A 21,264-nucleotide genomic window follows, 5' to 3' on the forward strand; every position below is an offset into this window, starting at 1 on the left:
CTGCTGCCTCAGTGCAAGCGGTAACCGAGCAGCGCGAGGCCGGCGGGCGGCGTCATCATCTTCCCGGAAGACGGTCGTACCCGCGCTGCCAGTCATCCCGTGAGCTTCATTGATGCCTCAGATGTCGGTCTGGCGCCTGGGACCGACGGTGCCGACCACCGGGCCGAGCCATTGATGCGCATCCGGCCGCGCGTGACCTGTCAGTCCTTTTTCCCGGGTTCCGGCGAGGCAGAGCACGCCTGACTGGCCCGGAGCATGGCCCTGTAGAGGGCGCGGGGCTCGGGCGAGTCGGGCAGGGGGCCGCGGGCGGGGGCTTCGCAGGACTGGAGCATCAGGGCGACGACGCGTTTCCAGGCGTCGGGAGCGGTGTCGCCGGTGGCGTTGACGACGCCGGCATTGGCCATGTACACCAGCACCAGGTCCTCGGGGGTGAAGTCCTCACGCAGACGTCCTGCGGCCTTGGCGCGGTCGATGAGCTGGACGACGCCCTCGTACGCCTGACCTCGGCGCTCCTCCAGACCCTTGGCGGTGGGGAAGGTCATGGTCAGCACGTCGGCGAAGCCGTAATCGGCGGCCTGCATCGCGCAGCCGGTTTCGATGAACCCCGCGAGGCCGCGCCAGGGATCGGGGTCGTCGAGGGCGACGCCGACCGCGTCGACGTAGGCGTCCATACGGTCGGCGAAGACCGCGGCCACCAGGTCCTCCTTGGTCGCGAACCGGCGGAACAGAGTGGCGATGCCCACCCCCGCCTCGCGGGCCACGGAGGCCATGGAGGCATGCAGGCCGTCACGCCTGAACACCGTGCGCGCGGCGGCGAGTATCCGCGCGCGGTTGCGCTCGGCGTCGCTGCGGAGAGGCTGCGCGGCACGGTCATCGCTGGATGGGGAGCCAAGGGTCATGACACTCAGTCTACCGAATCGGAATACCCAGTCCGTTTTCAGTGTTATCGTGGATCGCGGAACCGGACAGGCCTTTCCGAATCACGAATCGGATGCCCCTTTCCGAATCGAGCGAACCCATGCCAAGGAGTTGATGATCAGTGCGCGCTGTGACATTGGCGCAGGTACCCGGCAGCCCCGAGGTGACCGAGGTGGAGCTGCCCCGCCCGGAGGCCGGTGAGGTGCTGGTCAAGGTGGCCGCCTCCTCGGTGAACGGGTTCGACCTGGGCACGGCGGCCGGATACCTGCAGGGCATGATGGAGCACCGCTTCCCGCTGATCCCCGGCAAGGACTTCGCAGGCACCGTCGAGGCGGTCGGTGCGGGTGTCGAGGGTTTCGCGGTCGGCGACGCCGTGTTCGGCGTGGACGCCAAGGCGTACCTGGGTACCGGTTCGATGGCGCAGTACGTCGCCGTTTCGACTGCTGTCGGCCTCGCTCACCGGCCCGACGGGGTCTCCGTGCGTGACGCCGGCGCGCTCGGGCTGGCGGGCACCGCCGCCTTCGACGGTCTCGCCCTGCTCGGCCCGCTGGAGGGCAGGACGGTGCTGATCTCCGGTGCCACCGGCGGCGTGGGTGCCATCGCCGTGCAGCTGGCCGCGGCCCGGGGCGCGAGGGTGATCGCCACGGCCAAGCCGGGTTCCGAGAGCGACTTCGTCTCGACGCTGACCGACGCCGAGGTGACCGTCATCGACTACACCCAGGACGTGACCGCGCAGGTCCGGGCGATCGCCCCGGACGGCGTGGACGCGGTGCTGCACCTCGCCGGCGACCTGGCCGAGCTCACCGCGCTCACCCGCGACGGCGGCGCCGTCGCCTCCGCCCTCAGCCTCGCCCCGGTCCCCGAGGCCTCGGAGGACCGCAAGCTGCAGACCGCCGTGCTCCGGTCCAACCCGACCGCCGACACCCTGTCCACCCTCGCCGGGCAGGTCGCCTCCGGCGCCCTCAAGGTGCCGGTGAGCTCCGCATTCGACCTGGAGCGTGCCCCCGAGGCATTCGCCGCCTTCGGCCGCGGCGCCCTCGGCAAGATCGCGATCACCGTCGCCTGACCAGTCCGTATCCCAGACGCTTCCCCCACGAAAGGACACTCACCATGCCCAGCATCGCCATCGTCGGAGCCGGCCCCGGAATGGGCCTCGCCATCGCCCGCACCTTCGGCTCGCGCGGCTACGACGTCGCTCTCATCGCCCGCAACCGCGCCAAGCTCGACGACCTCGTCGGCCTGCTCACCGCCGAGGGCATCACCGCCGCGGCGTTCCCGGCGGACGTGCTCGACCACGATGCGCTGACCCAGGCCCTCAAGGACGCCGCCACCCGCTTCGGCGGCATCGACGTCCTGGAGCACTCCCCCTCTCCGGGCAACGGCTCCATAGACTCCATGGGCCTCACCTCTCCGTCCCAGACCAGCCCCTCCGATGTGCAGGGATGGATCGACTTCCTGCTCCACAGCGCCATCGTGGCCACCCAGGCCGTCCTGCCCGCGATGCGTGAGGCCGGCGCGGGCACCCTGCTCTTCACCAACGGCGCCGGCTCGATCGACCCGAACCCCATGCTCGGCAACGTCAACCCCGCCCAGGCGGCGCTGCGCAACTGGGTGCTCAACCTGCACAAGGAGCTGGCCGGCACCGGCATCCAGGCCGCGCACGTCGCCATCGGCGTGTGGATCGGCGCGGGCGGCCCTCCCGAAATCCCGACCGGCGAGGCCGAGGACATCGCCCCTCTCTACTGGGACCTGCACACCCAACGCGACGAATCCGAGCGCGTCTTCACCGGCTGACACCTCCCAGCTCTCCCCCGTTGAATCCTGATCCGCTCAATCCACACCCGCCGCGGCGATCCCCGCCGCGGCGGGACCGAAGACGAAGGTCTCCGCTCCGATGAACGTGTTCCTGTGGATCCTGCAGGGCGTCCTCGCCGCGCTCTTCGCGGCCGCCGGCGTCACCAAGGCCACCCAGCCCCGCGAAAAGCTCATGTCCCAGCTGCCGTGGGTCAGTGACGTCTCGACCCCCGTGGTACGTCTTATCGGCGTCGCCGAACTCGCCGGCGCCCTCGGGCTGATCCTGCCGGGTGCCTTCGACATCGCCACCGTGCTCACCCCGCTGGCCGCCACCGGCCTGGCTGTGATCATGGTTCTGGCCATGGGCCTCCACGCCCGCCGCAAGGAACCGCAGGCCATCGGGTTCAACGCGATCCTGCTCATCGTGGCCGCGGTCATCATGTGGGGCCGGCTCGGGCCCCACTCCTTCTGACCACCCGCCCCCTTCACAGCGGCCCGGCCCGACCACCCCGGTCGGGCCGCTGTTTCCCCATCCCTGTCCGCCTATCGGAGACGACCGTGGAACTGGGCATCATCTCCCTGTCCGACCTGCAGACCGACCCCGCCACAGGAAAACTGCACGACCCGGGGCGCCGCACCCGCGAGATCGTCTCCTACGCCATCGCCGCCGACCAGGCCGGGCTGGACGTCTTCGGTCTCGGCGAGCACCACAGCTGGGACTTCGCCGTCGCCAACCCCGCCGTCCCGCTGGCCGCGATCGCCCAGGCCACCAGCCGCATCCGGCTGGCCAGTGCCGTGTCGGTGCTGTCCACCGCCGATCCGGTCCGGCTGCACCAGGACTTCGCCTCCCTCGACCTGATCAGCGACGGCCGCACCGAGATCATCGCGGGGCGCAGTGCGTTCGTCGAGGCGTTCCGCCTGTTCGGCGTGGACCTCAAGGACTACGACGACGTGTTCGCGGAGAAGCTGCGGCTGCTGCTCGCCATCCGTGAGAACCCCGAACACGTCACCTGGCACGGACGGTTCCGCCCGGCCATGGACGGCCTGTCCGTCCAGCCCCCGCCCCGGCAGCCGCAGTTGCCGCTGTGGCTCGGCGTGGGCGGCACCCCCTCCAGCGTGGAACGCGCCGGACGCCTCGGCCTGCCCATGGCGCTCGGCCTCATCGGCGGGGACATCCGACGTGCCCGCCCCCTCGTCGAGCACTACCGCGCGGTCGGCACCGCAGCCGGCCACCCCGCCCACCGGCTGCGGCTCGGCAGATCCGGCCACTTCTACGTCGGCCGCACCTCCCAGGGCGCACGCGACGACGTCTTCCCCTTCTACCAGGAATACGTCCGCCCCAAGCCGCCCACCGGACGCGGCTTCCACATCGGACGCGCCGAGTTCGACGCCGCGGCGGTACCGTTCGGCGCGCTGATGGTCGGCAGTCCCCAGGAGATCATCGACAAGATCCTCGCCGAACGCGAAGTGCTCGGCATCGACCGTTACATGGGCCAGGTCGACTTCGGCGGTCTGCCCGCCGGAATGGTCCACGACTCGATCGAGCTTCTCGCCACCGAGATCGCCCCCGTCATCCGCAGGGAACTCGCCCCACCGGCCGGGCCGGCCGCAGCCTGACGCACAGCCGAACCGGCGTCGCGGATGTCGGCGGCCACGATCGTGGGGTCACAGTGTGGGAAGAAGCGGCCCGCGTCGAGGCAACGCAGTGCGTGGTGCTGTTGACCCGGATGGACGGGGCGTCGACTTCTGTGGACGCCGAGGCACTGAGCGAGGCACTGCTCGCCGCGTACGACGAGTTACCCGCCCGCCACGCCCCCGTCCACGGCGAGCTCTACGCCCCCGGACGGGCTACGCGGCGTTCCCGCCGGGCCGCGCTCCCCCACCGCGGCAGGTCCTGCTCGGTCCAGATGCACTTGCCGTCTCCGAAGAAGCGGGTGCCCCAGCGTCGGGAGAGGGCGGCAACCAGGTGGAGGCCTCGGCCTCCCTCGTCCGTGTACCCGGCGCGCCGGATGCGCGGAGTGGTGAGGCTGTGGTCGTACACCTCGCAGATGAGTGACCGGCTGCGCAGGAGGCGCAGGCGGATGGGTCCCTGTGCGTGCCGGACCACGTTGCCCACCAACTCGCTCACCAACAGCTCGGTGGTCATGGCCAGTTCGTCCAGGTCCCAGGCGGCGAGCCGGTCTCGGACGTGGGCTCGGGCCTGTCCGGCGGCCCTGGGGTCATGAGGCAGGTCGTAGGAGACGACGTCGGCGGCGGGGGTGCCGTGGACGCGGGTGATGAGTAGTGCGGCGTCGTCGGTGGTTCCCTCCCGATCGGGCACCAGGGCCGAGACGATCTGGTCGCACAGCCTGTCGAGATCGCCTCCGTCGTCCGGCGGGTCGACGTCGAAGTACGGGGTGCGGCCCACTTCTTCGGCCAGGGTCCGGCGCAGCTGGACGAGGCCTTCCTCCGTGTCCCGGGTGGCGGACTCGACAAGACCGTCCGTGCAGAACACCAGCAGACTCTCGTCGGGCAGGTGCACCTCGTGGACGTCGAAGGGCGGTTCGGCGGCGCCGAGGGGAGGGTTGACGGTCAGTTCCGGACTGTGCACCGTGCCGTCGGGATGCACCACGAGTGGCGGCGGATGACCTGCCAGGCAGAAGGAGCAGGTGCGGGTGACCGGGTCGTAGACGGCGTACGCGCAGGTGGCGTAGTGGTCGTAGCCCAGGTCGCCGACGAGTTCGTTGAGATGGCCGAGCAGTTCGGCCGGCTCCAGCTCCAGGTCGGCGAGCGTACGGACGGCCGTGCGGAGCCGACCCATGGTCGCGGCCTCGGTGATGCCGTGCCCCATGACGTCCCCGATCACGATGGCCACGCGGTCGGTGGACAGCGGGATGACGTCGTACCAGTCGCCCCCGACCTCGTCCCCGCCGCGCCCTGCGGGAAGGTAGCGCGCCGCGGCGGAGGCGGCGGGCAGGGAGGGCAGCGTTCTGGGCAGCAGGTCGCGCTGGAGTCCCTGGGCGCGGGTGTGTTCGACGTCGTACAGACGGGCCCGTTCCAGAGCCTGGGCGACCAGACCGCTCAGGGCGGTCAGCAGGGTACGTTCCTCCTCGTCGAAGGAGCGCGGCCGGGCGAAGGAGACCACGCAGCAGCCGACGGCGTGACCCGAGGCGATGAGCGGGAGGAAGGCCCATGCCTGCATGGGTGATGTCGCGGTCAGGCTCCTCAGTTTCGGATAGAGCTCGATGAAGGCGGCCGTGGACTCGACGAACGCAGGGGTTCGGCTGCGCAGCGCCTCGGTGACCGCGGTGTTGGCGGCCAGAGGAATGCCGTCGATCCTGCTGAGGAACTCATGCGGGTAGCCCACGGAGTCGACCACCCTCACCCGTCCGGCCTCCAGCGCCTCCACCACCAGTCCGTCCGCGCCGAACGCCGGCAGCACATGCTGCGCGACCGTCCGGACCACGTCCTGCGACGTCACGGCCTCGGCGAGGGCCACGGTCAGCACGCCCATCCGGGCGGTGCGCGCGGCCATCGCCCTCTCCTCCGCCGAGCCCGCGCCCTGCCCCAGCCGACGGTCGGTGACGTCGAGGAACGAGACCCCCAGCCCGCTGCCCGGCACGGGGTCGAGCCGGACGTGGTAGAGCCGCTGGTCGGGCGGCCAGCGCACGTCGAAGCCGACCGGCCGGCCCTCAGCGGCTGCCCGTCGGCACTGGGCCTCCAGGCCGTGGACGCGGGTAGCGGGAATGTCCCACAGCACGGTTCCGGGCCGTACCCGCCCGGTGGCGAGCAGGCGTTCGGCCTCCTCGTTGGCAAAGGTGACCCGCCAGTCGTCGTCGACCGTCACAAAGCCGACGCGCAGGCCGCGCAGCGTACGGAGGAACGGCTCGTGCGGCACGTAGGTGTCGTCGGATGCCTGTGCGTCCAGGCGCTCGGCGACCCATGCCGCCACCGACCGGAGCAGGGACCACTGGGCGGGGTCCGGCGCCGCGGGTGCCACGGCGAACACCGACAGCGCGCCCACCGGCCCGTCGGGGCCGGGCAGCGGCACGGATGCCGTACCCGATGCCCCGATCCCGGTGACGTGCCCAGTCAGCCAGACCTCGGCGACACCCCGGACGGCGCGGGCAGGAGCGCTGTCGCCCTCCTCCGGGAGGTCGCCCCAGGCCGCGGTGGCCGCGGGGGCGAGCCCGCTGACCGCCATGAGCCTCAGCGTTCCGGATCCGGGGTCACGCCGGTGCACCACGCCGCCAAGTCCTCCCAGACCTGCGGTCGCCTGCTGCAGGGCCAGCAGCACGGCCTGATCGCCGGGGAGTGCCGCGGCCGCCGACGCCAGCAGCGACAGCCGCGTCGGCGTCGCCGCCCCGGCATGGCCCGCACGCTCCGCGGATTGAGCCGACACATCGCCTCCAGCTGGCTCGCGCCCCGACCGCACAGGAGCGCGGCCCCGAGCCCGATGTGACCCACAGTAGTTCGCGTGTGGCCCGCAGGCTCCTTGTGCGACCGGACTCGGCAGAGCCGCTATGCGGTCACGAGGGGACTCACGATGAGGTTGGGGAACCGGCCGTCGTGCCGCGCCGTGCCGCTGATGGCCTCGTTGACGCGTTCCAGGGGATGGACGACCGTTCCGGCGGGCTCCGGTCGAGCAGTCCGACCGCCGCCAGGTCCGCCATCGCCTTCCCCTCCTCCGAGGGGAACCATGCCGAGCCGATGACGGCCGGGCAATTCGGTGGCGACGCAGCGCATACGACGGTGACCTCCTCGCCGTCGATCACGCCGCCGATCACGCCGTCGATCATGCCGCCGGCAGGCCTTCCGCGCTGCCGCTGTCGCTGTGCCGCTACGGCTGACGGGCGCCAGTCCGTCCGTCAGCCGCCGCCGTGCGCGGTCAGTGTCGGCGCCGGTCAGGGTCAGGCACCGGAGACAGGCACTTCACCCACGAGGTCGCTGCCGTCGGCCTGGGCGGGCGCCGCGCTCGCGGTCTTCTCCTCCGCCTTCACCTGCCAGGCCGGCTTCTTGCGCAGCAGCATCAGACAGCCCAGAGCCACGACGTTCGCCGACGCCATGTACACCCCGATGAGCCACGACTTCCCGCTCTCGGTGAAGATGGCCGTGGCGATGATCGGTGCGAGCCCACCGCCCACGATGGAACCGAGCTGGTATGCGAGCGAGATGCCCGTGTACCGGATCTTCGGCGGGAAGTTCTCCGTCAGCAGCGCTGGTATGCAGGCGAAGGAGAGGCAGCTGGAGGTGACCACCAGCACGCCCCCGAGCATGGCGAGCATGAGGTTGCCGGAGTCGAACAACGGGAACAGGAGCAGTGCCGTGAGCCCCTGCATGGCGGCCCCCGCCACGAGCACCGGACGGAGACCGACGCGGTCGGCGAGACGGGCGAAATAGATCACGGCCGGGATGGCGACCACCCCGCACGTCATGGCGATCCACAGCAGCGAGGAACGGCTGTAGCCGACGGCACTCGTCCCGTAGGTCAGCGAGTACGTCTGCACTATGTAGGTGGAGATCCCCGGTACACCGGCGACGATCAGGGTCTTGAGCAGCGTGCCGCCGTGCGAGCGCAACACCTCCAGCACGGGCACCGCCTCCGGTTCCCGGGCGACCGACGCCTCGAACAGAGGGCTCTCGCTCAGCTTCCGGCGGGCCAGCATCCCGATCACGATGAGGACCACACTGCTGACGAAGGCGATCCGCCAGCCCCAGACGGTGAAGGCGTCCCCGGTGGCAGCCTCCAGTCCGATCAGGACGAGGTTGGACAGCACCAGTGCGAACGCGGGTCCGACGGCCGGCGCGGAGGCGTAGAGAGCTCTCCGGTTCGGCGGCGCGTGTTCGATGGCCATCGAGACGGCACCGCCCCACTCACCGCCCATGGCGAGGCCCTGGACGATGCGCAGGACCACGAGCAGAGCAGGAGCCCACACCCCGATCTGGGCGTAGGTCGGCACCAGCCCGACGCAGACGGTCGAGATGCCCATGATCAGAAGCGTCACGACGAGCATCCGCTTCCGGCCGATGCGGTCACCGAAGTGACCGGCGATGACGCCTCCGAGCGGACGTGCCACGAATCCCACCGTGAGCGTCGCCATGGCCCCGAGCTGCCCCACCACCGGGTCGCCGGTGGGGAAGTACAGCGGACCGAACACCAGGACCGCGCAGAGCGCGTAGACGAAGAAGTCGTACCACTCGAGCGTGGTACCGATGAACGTTGCCAGGACAACTCGACGAGCATCCCGCGCTCGTGTGCGCGCGTCGTCATTGGCGTGCGACAGGGACATGGCTTTTCCGCTTCCGTGAAGAGGGCGACCCGATGCCCGGGTCAAGAGGGTAGTGCCGCACGGTTGCCCCGACGGGGCAGCCATGGGCCTGCTGAAGATTTCGCTGTTCCGTGGGGCTGAAGATGGGGCAGTTCGCGCCCATACCCGGCCTTTTCCAGTTGTCAGCCGGTCTTTTCGGATTCCTGGATGAGGGGGTAGTCGGGCATCCAGACCACGTCGAAGCGCTTCTCTGTTTCACCCAACTGTTCAGCGGTGGGGGCCCCATGAGGATCGAGATAGTGGAGGGTTCCCTCGAAGCCACCAGGTGCGTAGAACGCGATGAAGCGGGTCTTGGGAGCGGCGAACGCCCACGAGTGGGCCCAGCCTGTCGGCAGCAACCCGAAGTCACCTGGGTGGAGATCGGTGACCATGCGGTTGCCTTTCCTGTCGTCCTGCCAGACGCGGAGAACGCCACTCAGGACGTAGACACCCTCGGTCGTGTCGTGGTGGTAATGGGGAGGCGTGGGCGGTGCCGTGTCGCCTTCGCAGTACGTCAGACCCATGTGGCCTTCGGTGTCTTCCTGGCGGGTGAGCAGAGTGCGGAGGCTGCTGCGGACAGCGATGTGCTCACCCTCCCCGGCCCTGAGCACATAGGGAGCTCCCTTACCGACTTTGTCGAGCGATATGTATCCGGGGATACGCGTTCCTTCATCCGTCATCGATGACTCCTTGCAATGCTTTTTACGGTTTCGTCGGCGTGTGGCTTTTCCGCACTGGGACTGCGCGGTAAGCAGAAGTGGTCCCGCCCGGGCAACTCAGGGGTGGCCTGGTGTGCCTGGGGGGAGGCTGGCCGCGCCGCGCACGAGACGGCGTCCGGGGAGGCCCCACCGGGAGCCGACGCGAGGAAGCTACCAATGCATGCGGCCGCATACAATAGTCGCGATAGCTACCACCTTGCATGCACTAGTGCTATCGTTCGCACGCCACCGAGGCGTCATGCGCGGTCACTGACCGGACACCTGCCGGACGTGCGGCAGCGATCTCCCTGAAACGGGCTTCCGGCACCCGATCGCCAGCAAGAGGGCAAGGAGGACCTGCATGTCAGCTGTCTCCAACCGACGGGGCACGCTCTGCCTGACCGTCGACAATCTCGGCATGGCACTCGCTGTCGGCCGACGTCGTGCGGCTCGCCCGGACGCGGACGAGCCCGGACTCCGCCGCGGCGTGCCGGCCTTCCTCGAGCTGTTCGCGGAGCTACGTCTGCGGGCGACCTTCTTCGTCGAGGGGTGGAACGCGTTGCATCACCCCGATGTGATCGAGCGGATCGCCTCGGCGGGACATGAGATCGGACTGCATGGTTGGGTGCACGAACGCTGGGCGGATGACCTTGACGACCGAGCCCGTGAACAGTTGCTGTGGGACGGCACGGCAGCGCTGCGACGTGCGGGTTTCACTCCAGTGGCGTTCCGCGCACCCGGCGGTTACCGCGGCGGCCGCACGCTCGAAGTGCTGAGCGAGCTCGGGTACCGGATCGACAGCAGCATCGACGCCGGCACCGGCGCGCCGGGCACCACTCCGGAGATCATGCTGCTGCCGGGCGGACTCGTGGGCGTCCCGTGGACCTGGGACATGATCGACTTCTGGCAGTACGAGATGCGGCCCGACGGCGCCCAGCAGCCCGGTCGAGTGGCCGAAGACTGGATGGGGCTGCTTGAGGCTGCCGCGGAACGCGGCGGGTTGGTCACGCTGATCGTCCATCCGTTCGTGACCGGGGTCGACGCAGAGCGCATGGCGGCGCTCCGTCGCGTACTGGAGCACGCCATCGAGCACCCTCGCATCGACGTTCTGAGCGCGGAGCAGGTGGCAGCACGCATCTGAGACGGCCGTCGGCAACACGGTGGACGGACGCCGAACGGCGAAACGTCTTCATTGAGGAGAGCGAAACATGGAAGAAGGAAACCCGGGCATCACCACTGGGGCTCTCCAGCCGGTGATTCTCCGCGTGTACAGCGACGCCGCAGGTGAGAGCCATTTCGAGGACATCCGGATGCCGGGGGGTCACCGGCGTTCCGATGTGTCGACGTCTGTCGCCTGGTGGTCGGAGAGGATGCCGGTGCGCCATGTGATCTGGCGGCGAGTGGAGGAGGAGGCTCCGCCCACGACACCGCACAACGCGCCGCGGCGCCAACTGATCGTGCCGCTCTCCGGCGGAGTCGAGTTGGAAGTCAGCACGGGAGAGCGGCGCACCGTACTGCCCGGACAGATCATTCTCGTGGAGGACACCACGGGGAAGGGGCACGTCACGCGTGCCCTCGATGACTCGACACGCGTCACGCTGATGCTTGAGCTCGGTGACGAGGAACTCTTCGGACACCAGTGACCTTGGGGCGGACGCGCTCGCTAGGAGTCGAGCGGGACTCGGTCGTCGGCGTAGGCCATCGCCTCGTACAGCCGAGAGGGGGTGTAGTCATGGGCTCGCGCTGCCGCTTCGATCAGTTCGGGTTCTCCGCTCGCCACCGCGTCGACGATGCGGGCGTGGACGGCGAGACGCTCGTAGAGGTACTGCCGGAGGTTGTGCGTCGGCACGACGCGTTCCACGTGCGATTCGATCGCGTCGAGCAGGTTGAGGTAGAGCGTCCGCAGGACGTCGTTCTGGCAGCAGGACGCGATCTGTCGATGCAGTTCCCAGCCGGCTCGGAAGAACTCCTCCGGCTCTTCGGTCAGTCGCGACATGCTCAGGACGCGTGCGCCGAGGTCGTTCAGGACGGACGGCCTCGCGTGCCGGGCCGCGTCGAGAAGCAGGGGAAGTTCGAGGGCCTCCCGGGTGGCCGCGATGTCGCGCAGGGACGTCGATTCGGACGTCACCGCGAGCACGGTTTCCCCGAACGGCAGGAACTGCTCGAGGTTTTCGGTGGCCGTCTCCTCGGCTTCCTCGGCTCCCGGCTCGTCGAGCACCTTACGCATCAGGGTGGTCAACGCGGCAGCCTCCTCGTCTGTGAGGCGTGTACCGAAGTGCTTCTGGACGGAGGAGTGGTGTACCGACAGCACCCTGAAGTAGACGTCCTGTCCGTGCTCGGTCAGTACGACGTCCAAGTTCCGTCGATCGCGCTCCGAGGGACGGCGCTCGACCAGCCCTTCCTCCTCCATCCTCTTGGCCAGCCGGCTGACGCCGCTCTGACTGAACCGCGAGCGTCGCAGCAGTTCGTTCTGGGGAAGGGTGCCGCCGGCCTCTGTCAGCCTGGTGATCACGGAGTACCACTCCAGCGGGATCCCAGCGGTCTCTTCGAGATCATGGGACAGACCACGCACGACCTGGGCGCTGGCGTCCCGGACCACCTCCCACGCCCTCAGCCGTGCACTGTCCAGATCGCGTCCCGCGCTGCCCTTCCCCGTAAACATATGCGGCAGCATACACCTCGGGCCCGCAAGACCATCGCCACCGGAGATGGATGCTTGCAGACTCATACACTGCCTGCATGGTTCCGGTCAGCTTCGGGCAGCCGCTCAGGAGGCCGACACGGTCGGAACCGGCGATCACGGCGCCGGTGCACGCGGCCGCCCTCACCGCCATGCACCCTGGGCGAGCAGTGATCGGGAGCCGACAATCCCGCTTTGCGCCAACCAAAAGCCCTTGTCACAGGCCGCCTACCGCCGTACCCGGGGCATTCCCAGGCCGATCCACGAGATGATCTCGCGTTGGATCTCGTTGTTGCCGCCGCCGAAGGTGAAGATGACGGCCGAGCGGTAGCCGCGTTCGAGTTCGCCGTGGAGGACCGCGCCGGTGGAGCCCTCCTTGAGGGCGCCCGCGGCGGCGACGATCTCCATGAGCCAGGCGTAGGCGTCGCGGCGGGCCTCGGAGCCGTAGACCTTGACGGCGGAGGCGTCCTGGGGGGTGAGGGTGCCCTCCTGGAGGGCGCTGACCATGCGCCAGTTGAGGAGCTTGAGGGCGTCGAGCCTCGTGTGGGTCTGGGCGAGGCGGCGGCGGACCCAGGGCACGTCGATGACGCGGCGGCCGTCGGCGAGCTTGGTCTCCATGGCCCAGCGCTGGACGTTGTGCAGGGAGCGGATGGCCATGGTGCCGTGGGCGGCGAGGGTGACGCGTTCGTGGTTGAGCTGGTTGGTGATCAGCCGCCAGCCCTTGTTCTCCTCGCCGACGCGGCGGGAGACGGGGACGCGGATGTTCTCGTAGTAGCTGGCGGTCGTGTCGTGGGAGGCGAGGGTGTTGATGAGGGTGCAGGAGTAGCCGGGTTCGGTGGTCGGGACGAGGAGCATGGTGATGCCCTTGTGCGGCGGGGCCTCGGGGTCGGTACGGGTGGCCAGCCAGACCCAGTCGGCCGTGTCGCCGTTGGTGGTCCAGATCTTCTGCCCGTTGACCACGTACTCGTCGCCGTCCCGGACCGCGCGGGTCTTCAGGGAGGCCAGGTCCGTGCCGGCGTCCGGCTCGCTGTAGCCGATGGCGAAGTCGATCTCGCCGGAGAGGACGCGCGGCAGGAAGTAGGACTTCTGCTCGTCCGTGCCGTACTGCATGATCGTCGGTCCGACGGTGTTGAGCGCCATCAGCGGCAGGGGGACGCCGGCCTGGGCGGCCTCGTCGAAGAAGATGAACTGTTCGATGGCGGTCAGGCCGCGTCCGCCGTACTCCTCGGGCCAGCCGACGCCCAGCCAGCCGTCGGCGCCGAGGCGGCGGATGGTCTCGCGGTAGAACCGTTTCTGGGCCGCCGGGTCGGTGTGCCGGGTGTACGCGCCGTCCGGGACCAACTCGGCGAAGTAGGCGCGCAGTTCGGTGCGCAGCCGCTGCTGCTCGGGCGTGTATTCGAGGTGCACGGCGCCTCCAGGCTCCCCAAGGCCGACCTGACGGCGCACACGCTAGAACGTGTTCCAGTAATTGGGAACAGGCGGGGGCGACCCCCTTTTCACGGCACGGGGAGCGGTGCGGCTCAGTGGAGGATGGCGAGGAAGTCCATGCAGGCCTGGGCACACTCGCGGCAGGACTCGGCGCCGTCCTCGGCGCCGGGGGTGTCGTCGAAGACGCGGGCGCACTCCAGGGCGACGGTGCGGCACCACTCCACCTGGAGGCGGATGGCGGACTCGTCGAGGCTGGTCTGCTCGGAGAGCATCCTGCACGTGGCGTCGCACACCTCCGCGCACATGATGCCCTTGCGTCGCATCTTCTCCTGGCCTTCGGGGCCGTCCGGATCGGCGAGGCTCGCCCTCAGCGCGCACGCACGCGCACATTCGGTGCAGGCCTGCGCACACGCGAAGCGGTCCTCGAGGAACCGGATGAGTTCCTGGTGGGATGTCGTCGTCGTGGTCACCCCGGGCGGGTAGCCGGAGGCGCCCCCGCCAAACACGACGGCGCACCCGCCGACCACGGGGTGCGACGACCGCCCCGCGCGCGTTTCGCCGGATTCCGTTTCCCGGTGGGCGGGGCAGGGCACCCGTCCACTCCCGGGCCGCTCGTACGACTCGTACGAAACGGGCTCGGTTCACTCGACATATTGGGGGTATTCATCCCTTATGAACATGGAATGGACTGATATAGCCGCAGAACGCAGCGTACTGGGCGGTATCGCACCGTTCCTGGCGGGCGTCGTGGTGGTGGCCATGCTGATCGGCGCGCTCTGGCTGGGTGCCCGGGTGCGCGCCCGTGAACCGCGCCGACCGCGCCCCGACGAGCAGCCCCGGATCCCCGAAGGGGGCCCCGTCCACGAGGAGCGGCTGAACCGCGAACCGGACGAGATCCCCCAGAGCGACCGCCGGCTGACACCGTACGAGGTGCACGGCAACCAGGGGACCCGGCCGAGCCCGGAGAAGAAGCGGCCACGCTGGAGCAACAACAGCAGCGGCGGCTTCGGCAGCGGCGGCCTCGGCGCCCACTGACCCGAAAGGCCTCTGACACCGACAGCCCTGTGGGCGCCCTCCCCGCGAACGGCGGGGAGGGCGCCCACAGCCGTGTCAGTGGCCGGCGTCGAGCGGCAGGCCCGTGTAGTTCTCGGCGAGTTCGGCCGCCGCGTGCCGTGAGGTGGCGACGCGGTCGAGCTGGGAGAGCTGGAGCCGGGTCTCGAACGGGGACTGCCCCGGGTCCGCGTGGAGGGTCGTGGTCATGAAGTACGAGAAGTGCTCGGCCCGCCAGACCCGGCGCAGACAGGTGTCGGAGTAGGCGTCGAGCAGGTCGGTCGCGCCGGTCTCCTTGAGGCGGGCGAAGGCGCGGGCCAGCACGATGACGTCGGTGGCGGCCAGGTTCAGGCCCTTGGCTCCGGTGGGCGGGACGATGTGGGCGGCGTCCCCGGCCAGGAAGAGCCGGCCGTGTCGCATCGGCTCGGTGACATGGCTCCGCATCGGCAGGACCGCCTTGGAGGTGACGGGCCCGCGCTTGAGCCGCCAGCCCGGGTTGGCGGTCAGCGCGAAGCGGGCGTCCAGCTCGTCCCAGATCCGTTCGTCGGACCAGTCGGCCGGGTCGGTGCCGTTCGGGACCTGGAGGTAGAGCCGGCTCACGGACGGCGACCGCATGCTCGCCAGCGCGAAGCCCCGCTCGGAGTGGGCGTAGATCAGCTCCTCGTAGACGGGCGGGGCGTCGGCGAGGATGCCCAGCCAGGAGTAGGGGTACGTCCGCTCGTACGTCGTCCGCACCCCCTCCGGGACCGCGTCCCTGGCCACACCGTGGAAGCCGTCGCAGCCGACCACGTAGTCGCAGGTCAGCGTCTGTTCGCGCCCCTCATGGGTGTACCGGATCAGGGGCCGGTCGGTGTCGGCGCCCTCCACCGCGTGCACCTCCGCCTCGAACAGCAGGGGGCCGCCGTCGGTGAGCTGGAGGGCGATGAGGTCCTTGACGACCTCGGTCTGGGCGTAGACCCAGACCCGGCGGCCGCCGGTCAGGTCGGGGAAGTCGACGCGGTGGGCGCGGCCGTCGAAGCGCAGCTCGATGCCCTCGTGCGGGATACCCTCGGCGTCCAGCCGTGCGCCCGCCCCCGCGGACCGCAGGACGTCGACGGTGGCCTGCTCCAGGATCCCGGCGCGCTGGCGCTGCTCGACGTACGTGCGGTCCTTGCGCTCCAGAACCACACTGTCGATTCCCGCGTTGTGCAGCAGGCGGGCCAGCAGCAGCCCCGCGGGGCCGCCGCCGATGATGCCGACGGTGGTGTGCATTGAGTACTCCTCGTCGTGAGGACGAGCCGCGTCCCGACCCCCGGGCCCCGACCTTGTTCGTCTAGTGAAATTCAGTTCACTTTCTGGGGTCGAGTCTGCGCCCGACCCGTCCGCCTGTCAACGGTCACACTCCCCCATCGACGGGTCCAGGAAGTGGAAACCGGGGCGCGGGTGCATCAGGAAGTCGTGGTGCGAGATGTTCCAGGCGTACGCGCCCGCGAGGGCGAAGGCCACCCGGTCCCCCGCGCGCAGCCCGGGGGCGTGGGCGTCCCGGGCGAGCAGGTCCTTCGGAGTGCACAGCTGTCCGGTGAGGCTGACGTACACCCCCTGGGCAGCCGGGCGCGGCCAGGAGTACGGCCACTCCCCCACCGGCAGCACCGAGCAGGGCTGGTCGTGCCCCTTGGTCGCCGGGGTGCGCAGATGGTGGGTGCCGCCCCGGACCACGGCGAACTCCTCGCCGTGGCTGCGCTTCACGTCCAGCACCTCGGTGGCGTACCAGCCGCAGTACGCGGTGAGCGCGCGGCCGGGTTCGATACGCAGCGTCAGTTCCGGGTGGGCGTCGGCGAGTCGGGCCAGGCCCGCCCCGTACGTCTTCCAGTCGAAGCGGCTCTCGGGGCGTGCGTAGTCGACGGCCATGCCGCCGCCGACGTTCACCTCGGAGATCGGTACGCCCAGGTCCGTGGCCCATTCCACGATCGAGCGGGCCACGGAGAGTAGTTCTGGTGCGTCGAGTCCGCTGGCCAAGTGGGCGTGCACGCCGCGCAGTTCGAGGTGCGGGTGGGTGCCGTCCGTGAGGGGGCGGAGCACGTCCGGCGCCTGAGTGGGGTCCAGTCCGAACGGGGTGGGCCGTCCGCCCATCGCGAGGGAGCTGCCCGCCAGCGAGCCGTCCGCCACCGCGAGGTTGAAGCGGAGCAGCACCCCGACCCGGGTGGCCGGCGCCGCCCGGCGTGCCAGTTCGGCGAGCACACGCAGGTCGTGCGCGCTCTCGACGTGGAAGCGTTCGACTCCCCGCTCCAGGGCGGCCCGGATCTCGTCGGGGGTCTTGCCGGGGCCGCCGAAGGCCAGCGGGCGGCCCGGGACCGCCTCGGCGACGTGGGCGAGTTCGCCGCCGGAGGAGACCTCGTAGCCGTCGACGTACGGGCCGAGCGCCGCCAGGATCGCCGGTTCCGGGTTGGCCTTGGCCGCGTAGTACAGCTCGACCCGCTCGGGGAGCGCGGCGCGTACGTGCGCGGCGTGCTCCCGCAGGGCCGTCAAGTCGTAGAGGTAGGCGGGGAGTTCGGTGGGCCGCAGGGCCAGGACGCGGTCGCGTACGGCGGCGGTGGGGAGGGTCATCGTGGACTCCTGGCTCATGACGTGCCCGTGGCCCGTCCCGTGGTCGTGGTTCATCGGGGGCTCCACCGCAGGACGTCCTCGGCGAGGGGTGAGGGGAGGCGGACGTAACCGGCCTCGCGGTCGGCCTTGCGTTCCCAGCGGGTGAGGAGGTTGGTCTTGGCGGGGAGCGGGACGCCCGCCAGGAGGGCGGCGAGGCGGGGCGGGCAGACATTCTCGTCGGCGTAGTCCTGGAGGGTCGCCCGGACCGCCGCCCACAGGTCGGCCTCGGTCTCCGGGTGCAGGTCGGCGAGCGCGGCGAGCAGTTCGGCGACGTGGTTGACGAGCAGGCAGTACACGACCCGGTCCCAGCCGCGCCGGGCGTCGTACGACAGGGGGCCCGCGACCTCGGGCGGGAGCGCGGCGAGGGCGTCGGCGTGGTGGTCGGGGACGAGCTTGGTGCCCTCCAGGTCGCGGAAGAGCACCTGGGCGGGCATCCCGTCGCCGTCGACGCAGATCAGGACGTTCTGGAGGTGGGGTTCCAGGACGATGCCGTGGTCGAAGCAGGCGGCGAGCACGGGCGGGACGAGCAGGCGCAGATAGGCCCGCCACCAGTGCAGGGCGGTCCGCGGGCCGGCCCCGTCGAGCAGGCGGGAGACGTGGGCGCCGCTGGTCGGGTACTCGTCGGCGACGGCGGCCGCGAGCAGCGGGGTCGTGCCCGGCAGCAGCCGCCGGGACAGGCCCTCGCGGACGATGACACCGAAGCCTTCGAGCAGGGCCCGGTCGGGGGTGCCGTCGGGGCCGGGGACGGCGAGGCTGCGGTAGGCGGGTTCGCGGAGCATCGCGCTGCCGGGGAAGCGGGTCTGCAGGTCGGTGAGGGCGGGGGCGAGCAGACGGGTCAGGGCGACGGCGCCGGAGAGTTCGTAACTGGCGTTCTTGCGGAGGCAGTTGGTGATGCGGACGTTGAGGCTGAACTTCAGGAAGGCGTCGCCGTCGAAGAGGGTGCGGACCGAGGCGGTGGCGGCGTACTCCCGGCCGCCGGGCCCCAGGTCGAGGATGTCGCCGCGGCCCAACGCCTGCCGGAGCAGCCGGTGTTCGCGGAGCATCTCGTACTGCCAGGGGTGGGCGGGCAGCAGTCGGTAGCCCTCGGGGACGTCACCGCGTTCCCGGTCGAGCACGGCCGTGGCGCCCTCCTCGGCGGTCTCCTCGGCGATCAGGTGCTCGCGTACGGCGAGGTTGCGCAGCGGGAAGGTGGCGCCGGCCTCGGGGGCGTACGACTGCCAGGCCTCCGCGTCGCCCGTGCGGGCCTTGGGGGTGGGGTGGAAGCGGTGGCCGAAGAGCAGGGACTGCTCGGAGGCGAGGTAGTCCGGCAGCCCGTGGGGGGCGGTGGGGTGCGGGTCCCGCGCGGCTGCCGCGCGGCCGGTGGGCTCGTCGGCCGCGCGGGCCGCGAGCGCGGTGGCGACGGTGCGGTGGCTGGAGTCGATCTGGTGCAGGAACTCGTCGTTGCGGACGCCGGTGCGCAGGGACAGTTCGTCGTGGATGTACTCGGCGAGACGGCGCCAGTCGAGCGCGGTCCAGCCGGTGTCGGACGGCTCCTGGACGGGGCCGGTGAAGCGGTGTGCGCCCAGGAGGGATCGGCGGCGCAGGGCGACGCGGAGGAGGAGCCCGCGGCGGGGCAGGCGCAGCAGGAGGTGGCCGTCGATGACGGCGGTCTGGTGTTCGGGGCCGGACACCTCGCGCAGCAGGCAGTTGAGGAGGGTGTGGGCCACCGCGTCGTCGGCGGTGGGCAGGTGGGTGGTACCGAGCGTGTCGGTGAGCGGGGGCATTCAGCGGCTCCAGCGGGTACGCGGATGTGGGGGAAGGAGGGTCGCGAAGACGGCGAGGGCGGCTGTGCCGCTGCCTATGAGCGCCGGGGCGGCGGGCCCGAACCGGGCGCGGCCCACGGCTGCGGTCACGCCGGCGGTGACGGCGCCTGCCCTGGAGAAGAACACCAGGGGGCCTGACGCGGAGCGCGACACCGCGATCGCCTCGGCGGTGGCGGTCATGCCGAACCACCCTGTCCCAGAAGGTAGTTGGGCCCGGTGGTGTAGTGCTTGTTGATGTCGGCGGCGCCCGACCGTGCCTTGCTGAGCAGGGTTCCGGCGGTCACCATCGCCTTCACGGGCAGCTCGGGCGCGTTCAGCACCCGCGCGCGCAGGACGTCCGCCGCGTCCCCGCCGAGCCGGTCGACGGCCTCGGTGAGGCGGTCCCGGACGAGACGGAGCAGCCGGTCCAGCGGGGCACGGCCGTGGCGGGCCAGGCCGAACGCGTAGGCGCCGGCGCACAGATGGACGGTGATGGTGGTGAAGAGGTCGGCGACCGCCCGGTCGCCGGTGGTGAAGGTACGGGCGTCGTCGAAGCCCCGGCTTCCCCCGTCCTCACCCAGCCTGGCGGCCAGGCGCACGGGGTTCACGCGGGGCCCGTCGTTGTCCTTCAGCAGCAGCCGCAGGTCACCGGGGTCGGGGCCGAACACCAGGGAGACGTTCTGTTGGTGCGATTCCAGGGCGATGCCGTAGCCGAAGAGCGTGGTCTGCCAGTCGAACAGCAGGGTGAGCACGGCGTCGAGGAGGGCGACCGGGTCACCTTCGTGGAAGCGGTCGGCGAGATGGTCGACGACCAGACGTCCCCCGGGGGCCTCGGCGAGGAGGGCGGCCATGGGGAGGACAACGCAGTCGTCGAGGTCCGTCGGGTAGCGGCGGCACAGGACGGCGAGGAGTTCGTGTCCGGCGTGCGCGTACACCGTCTCGTCGGCGTGCAGCACCCGGCCCCGGAAGCGCGGCTCGCGGTCGGTCACCTCCGCGAGCAGCCGCTGTCCGGCGGCACCGTCGACGAGCGTCCCCGGCTTGATGGACCGCTTGTTGCGCAGGCCCAGGGTGGCGGTGGCCAGGGGCAGTTTGAGGTGCAGGGAGGGGGCGGCGGCGGGGGCGACCGTACGCATCGACAGGGTGGGCACGACCGGGAGGTACGCCCGGTCGGCGAGGACGGCCCGGCCCGCGAGCCCCACCTCGCGCAAGGCCGCGTCCAGGGCCGGGCCGACGGTCAACGGGTGGACGGGCAGGGTGACATGGGTGCGGTCGAGGTCCGCGAGCCCTAGCCCCGAGGGGGTGGGCCAGCCGTCCGGGAGGTCCCCGGCCACGGTGACGGACTCCCTGGGCAGGGCGAGCCACTGGAGTGCGAACGTCGGATGGAACTCGGGTGCGTGGTCCCGCAGTTGTGCCTCGTCGAGGCCGGAGCGGCCGCGCGCGGTCGGGTAGACCGGGTGGTCGAGGCGGGCCGCGAGCGTCTCGTACGCCAGGCCGCCGCGCAGCCCCGTCCAGTCGGCGAGGTCGGCGCCGTACAGGTCGGTGAGCCCCTCGGCGATCTCCTGCGCCGTCGCCTCGTGCAGCCGCATCGTCGCGAGGGTCTGGCGGCACTCCTCGGCGAACGCGGCGAAGCCGTCGTGGTCGGCGGGGTCGGCGAGGGTGCGCAGGGCGGCGAGGACGGTGTCGCAGGTGGCGAGGCGGGTGCCGTCCGACTCGCGGACGATCAGGGGCAGGCGGGCGGTGAAGGGGTGCTGGAAGCCGTCCTCGGTGACCGGGAGGAGGAGGGCGTCGGCGCCGTCCGGGGTGGGCAGGCGCAGCCAGCGGCCGTCCGGGTGCTCGACGGGCGTGCTGCGGGTGCGCAGGCCCACGACGTCCTCACGGAGGAGGGCGCCGAGCACGCGGGTGAGCAGCTCGGCTTCGGTGGCGTCGCCCGCCTCGGTGGGTGTGGCCGTGGGGCCTGCGGCGGTTGCGGGGGCCACCTGGGACTCGGGGGCCGCTGGGGACTCGGG

The 21,264-nt window shown here is 70.8% G+C and carries 20 protein-coding genes; 7 read left to right on the forward strand and 13 right to left on the reverse strand.

The genetic code is table 11. The features are described 5' to 3' along the window. Nucleotides 1-200: 200 nt before the first annotated feature. On the reverse strand, nucleotides 201-899 hold the full coding sequence (locus tag L3078_RS02970) for a TetR/AcrR family transcriptional regulator (protein WP_239750462.1): 699 nt from the start codon (nucleotides 897-899) through the stop codon (nucleotides 201-203). A 140-nt stretch (nucleotides 900-1,039) separates the two neighbouring features. Here L3078_RS02970 and L3078_RS02975 point away from each other — a divergent pair, with 140 nt between their 5' ends. From L3078_RS02975 to L3078_RS02990, 4 genes are all read left to right on the forward strand, one after another. Continuing rightward, nucleotides 1,040-1,984 carry an NADP-dependent oxidoreductase gene (locus L3078_RS02975; RefSeq protein ID WP_239750463.1) on the forward strand — a complete coding sequence of 315 codons (945 nt, stop codon included), beginning with the start codon at nucleotides 1,040-1,042 and terminating at the stop codon, nucleotides 1,982-1,984. A gap of 44 nt (nucleotides 1,985-2,028) precedes the next feature. Further along, entirely contained in the window at nucleotides 2,029-2,712 is a 684-nt protein-coding gene (locus L3078_RS02980; RefSeq protein WP_239750465.1) for an SDR family NAD(P)-dependent oxidoreductase, read from the forward strand. 100 nt (nucleotides 2,713-2,812) lie between these two features. Continuing rightward, nucleotides 2,813-3,184 carry a DoxX family protein gene (locus L3078_RS02985; protein ID WP_239750467.1) on the forward strand — a complete coding sequence of 124 codons (372 nt, stop codon included), beginning with the start codon at nucleotides 2,813-2,815 and terminating at the stop codon, nucleotides 3,182-3,184. Nucleotides 3,185-3,270: 86 nt separating this feature from the next. Continuing rightward, a complete protein-coding gene (locus tag L3078_RS02990; RefSeq protein WP_239750469.1) occupies nucleotides 3,271-4,329 on the forward strand; it encodes an LLM class flavin-dependent oxidoreductase in 1,059 nt (352 codons plus the stop codon). A gap of 214 nt (nucleotides 4,330-4,543) precedes the next feature. Here the strand turns inward: L3078_RS02990 and L3078_RS02995 are convergent, their stop codons facing one another. From L3078_RS02995 to L3078_RS03010, 4 genes are all read right to left on the reverse strand, one after another. Then, nucleotides 4,544-7,093, reverse strand: coding sequence for a SpoIIE family protein phosphatase (locus L3078_RS02995; protein ID WP_239750471.1), 2,550 nt, complete (start codon nucleotides 7,091-7,093; stop codon nucleotides 4,544-4,546). A 139-nt stretch (nucleotides 7,094-7,232) separates the two neighbouring features. After that, a complete protein-coding gene (locus L3078_RS03000; RefSeq protein WP_239750472.1) occupies nucleotides 7,233-7,490 on the reverse strand; it encodes a hypothetical protein in 258 nt (85 codons plus the stop codon). A 111-nt stretch (nucleotides 7,491-7,601) separates the two neighbouring features. Further along, nucleotides 7,602-8,981, reverse strand: coding sequence for an MFS transporter (locus L3078_RS03005; RefSeq protein ID WP_239750473.1), 1,380 nt, complete (start codon nucleotides 8,979-8,981; stop codon nucleotides 7,602-7,604). Between the two features lie 161 nt (nucleotides 8,982-9,142). Then, the gene (locus L3078_RS03010) at nucleotides 9,143-9,679 is read right to left on the reverse strand and encodes a quercetin 2,3-dioxygenase (protein ID WP_239750474.1); all 537 of its coding nucleotides are present in this window, start codon (nucleotides 9,677-9,679) and stop codon (nucleotides 9,143-9,145) included. 379 nt (nucleotides 9,680-10,058) lie between these two features. On the opposite strand from L3078_RS03010, the gene L3078_RS03015 reads away from it, so the two are divergent. Both L3078_RS03015 and L3078_RS03020 read left to right on the forward strand, forming a co-directional pair. Continuing rightward, nucleotides 10,059-10,838, forward strand: coding sequence for a polysaccharide deacetylase family protein (locus L3078_RS03015; protein WP_239750475.1), 780 nt, complete (start codon nucleotides 10,059-10,061; stop codon nucleotides 10,836-10,838). A gap of 67 nt (nucleotides 10,839-10,905) precedes the next feature. Beyond that, nucleotides 10,906-11,340: a cupin domain-containing protein gene (locus L3078_RS03020; RefSeq protein ID WP_239750477.1), complete on the forward strand. Its 435-nt coding sequence runs from the start codon at nucleotides 10,906-10,908 to the stop codon at nucleotides 11,338-11,340. 20 nt (nucleotides 11,341-11,360) lie between these two features. On the opposite strand, the gene L3078_RS03025 is transcribed toward L3078_RS03020, so the two are convergent. The 3 genes from L3078_RS03025 to L3078_RS03035 form a co-directional block, all read right to left on the reverse strand. Then, nucleotides 11,361-12,359 carry an FCD domain-containing protein gene (locus L3078_RS03025; RefSeq protein WP_239750479.1) on the reverse strand — a complete coding sequence of 333 codons (999 nt, stop codon included), beginning with the start codon at nucleotides 12,357-12,359 and terminating at the stop codon, nucleotides 11,361-11,363. A gap of 246 nt (nucleotides 12,360-12,605) precedes the next feature. Further along, nucleotides 12,606-13,784, reverse strand: coding sequence for an acyl-CoA dehydrogenase family protein (locus L3078_RS03030; protein WP_239750486.1), 1,179 nt, complete (start codon nucleotides 13,782-13,784; stop codon nucleotides 12,606-12,608). Between the two features lie 113 nt (nucleotides 13,785-13,897). Beyond that, the gene (locus L3078_RS03035) at nucleotides 13,898-14,275 is read right to left on the reverse strand and encodes a four-helix bundle copper-binding protein (RefSeq protein ID WP_239750488.1); all 378 of its coding nucleotides are present in this window, start codon (nucleotides 14,273-14,275) and stop codon (nucleotides 13,898-13,900) included. Nucleotides 14,276-14,477: 202 nt separating this feature from the next. Here L3078_RS03035 and L3078_RS03040 point away from each other — a divergent pair, with 202 nt between their 5' ends. Continuing rightward, nucleotides 14,478-14,840, forward strand: a complete 363-nt coding sequence (locus L3078_RS03040; protein ID WP_239750490.1) for a DUF6479 family protein — start codon at nucleotides 14,478-14,480, stop codon at nucleotides 14,838-14,840. A gap of 75 nt (nucleotides 14,841-14,915) precedes the next feature. On the opposite strand, the gene L3078_RS03045 is transcribed toward L3078_RS03040, so the two are convergent. From L3078_RS03045 to L3078_RS03065, 5 genes are all read right to left on the reverse strand, one after another. After that, nucleotides 14,916-16,106, reverse strand: a complete 1,191-nt coding sequence (locus tag L3078_RS03045; RefSeq protein ID WP_239750492.1) for a 4-hydroxybenzoate 3-monooxygenase — start codon at nucleotides 16,104-16,106, stop codon at nucleotides 14,916-14,918. Between the two features lie 117 nt (nucleotides 16,107-16,223). Continuing rightward, complete coding sequence (locus L3078_RS03050) at nucleotides 16,224-17,456, reverse strand: type III PLP-dependent enzyme (protein WP_420864157.1); 1,233 nt, start codon at nucleotides 17,454-17,456, stop codon at nucleotides 16,224-16,226. Nucleotides 17,457-17,488: 32 nt separating this feature from the next. Beyond that, complete coding sequence (locus tag L3078_RS03055; RefSeq protein WP_239750495.1) at nucleotides 17,489-19,240, reverse strand: IucA/IucC family protein; 1,752 nt, start codon at nucleotides 19,238-19,240, stop codon at nucleotides 17,489-17,491. Continuing rightward, entirely contained in the window at nucleotides 19,241-19,459 is a 219-nt protein-coding gene (locus tag L3078_RS03060; RefSeq protein ID WP_239750498.1) for a hypothetical protein, read from the reverse strand. Next, a complete protein-coding gene (locus L3078_RS03065; RefSeq protein WP_239760187.1) occupies nucleotides 19,456-21,234 on the reverse strand; it encodes an IucA/IucC family protein in 1,779 nt (592 codons plus the stop codon). Before L3078_RS03065 ends, L3078_RS03060 begins: the two co-directional genes overlap by 4 nt. Nucleotides 21,235-21,264: the final 30 nt, after the last annotated feature.

It is taken from the genome of Streptomyces deccanensis (assembly GCF_022385335.1).
GTDB classification, from domain to species: domain Bacteria; phylum Actinomycetota; class Actinomycetes; order Streptomycetales; family Streptomycetaceae; genus Streptomyces; species Streptomyces deccanensis.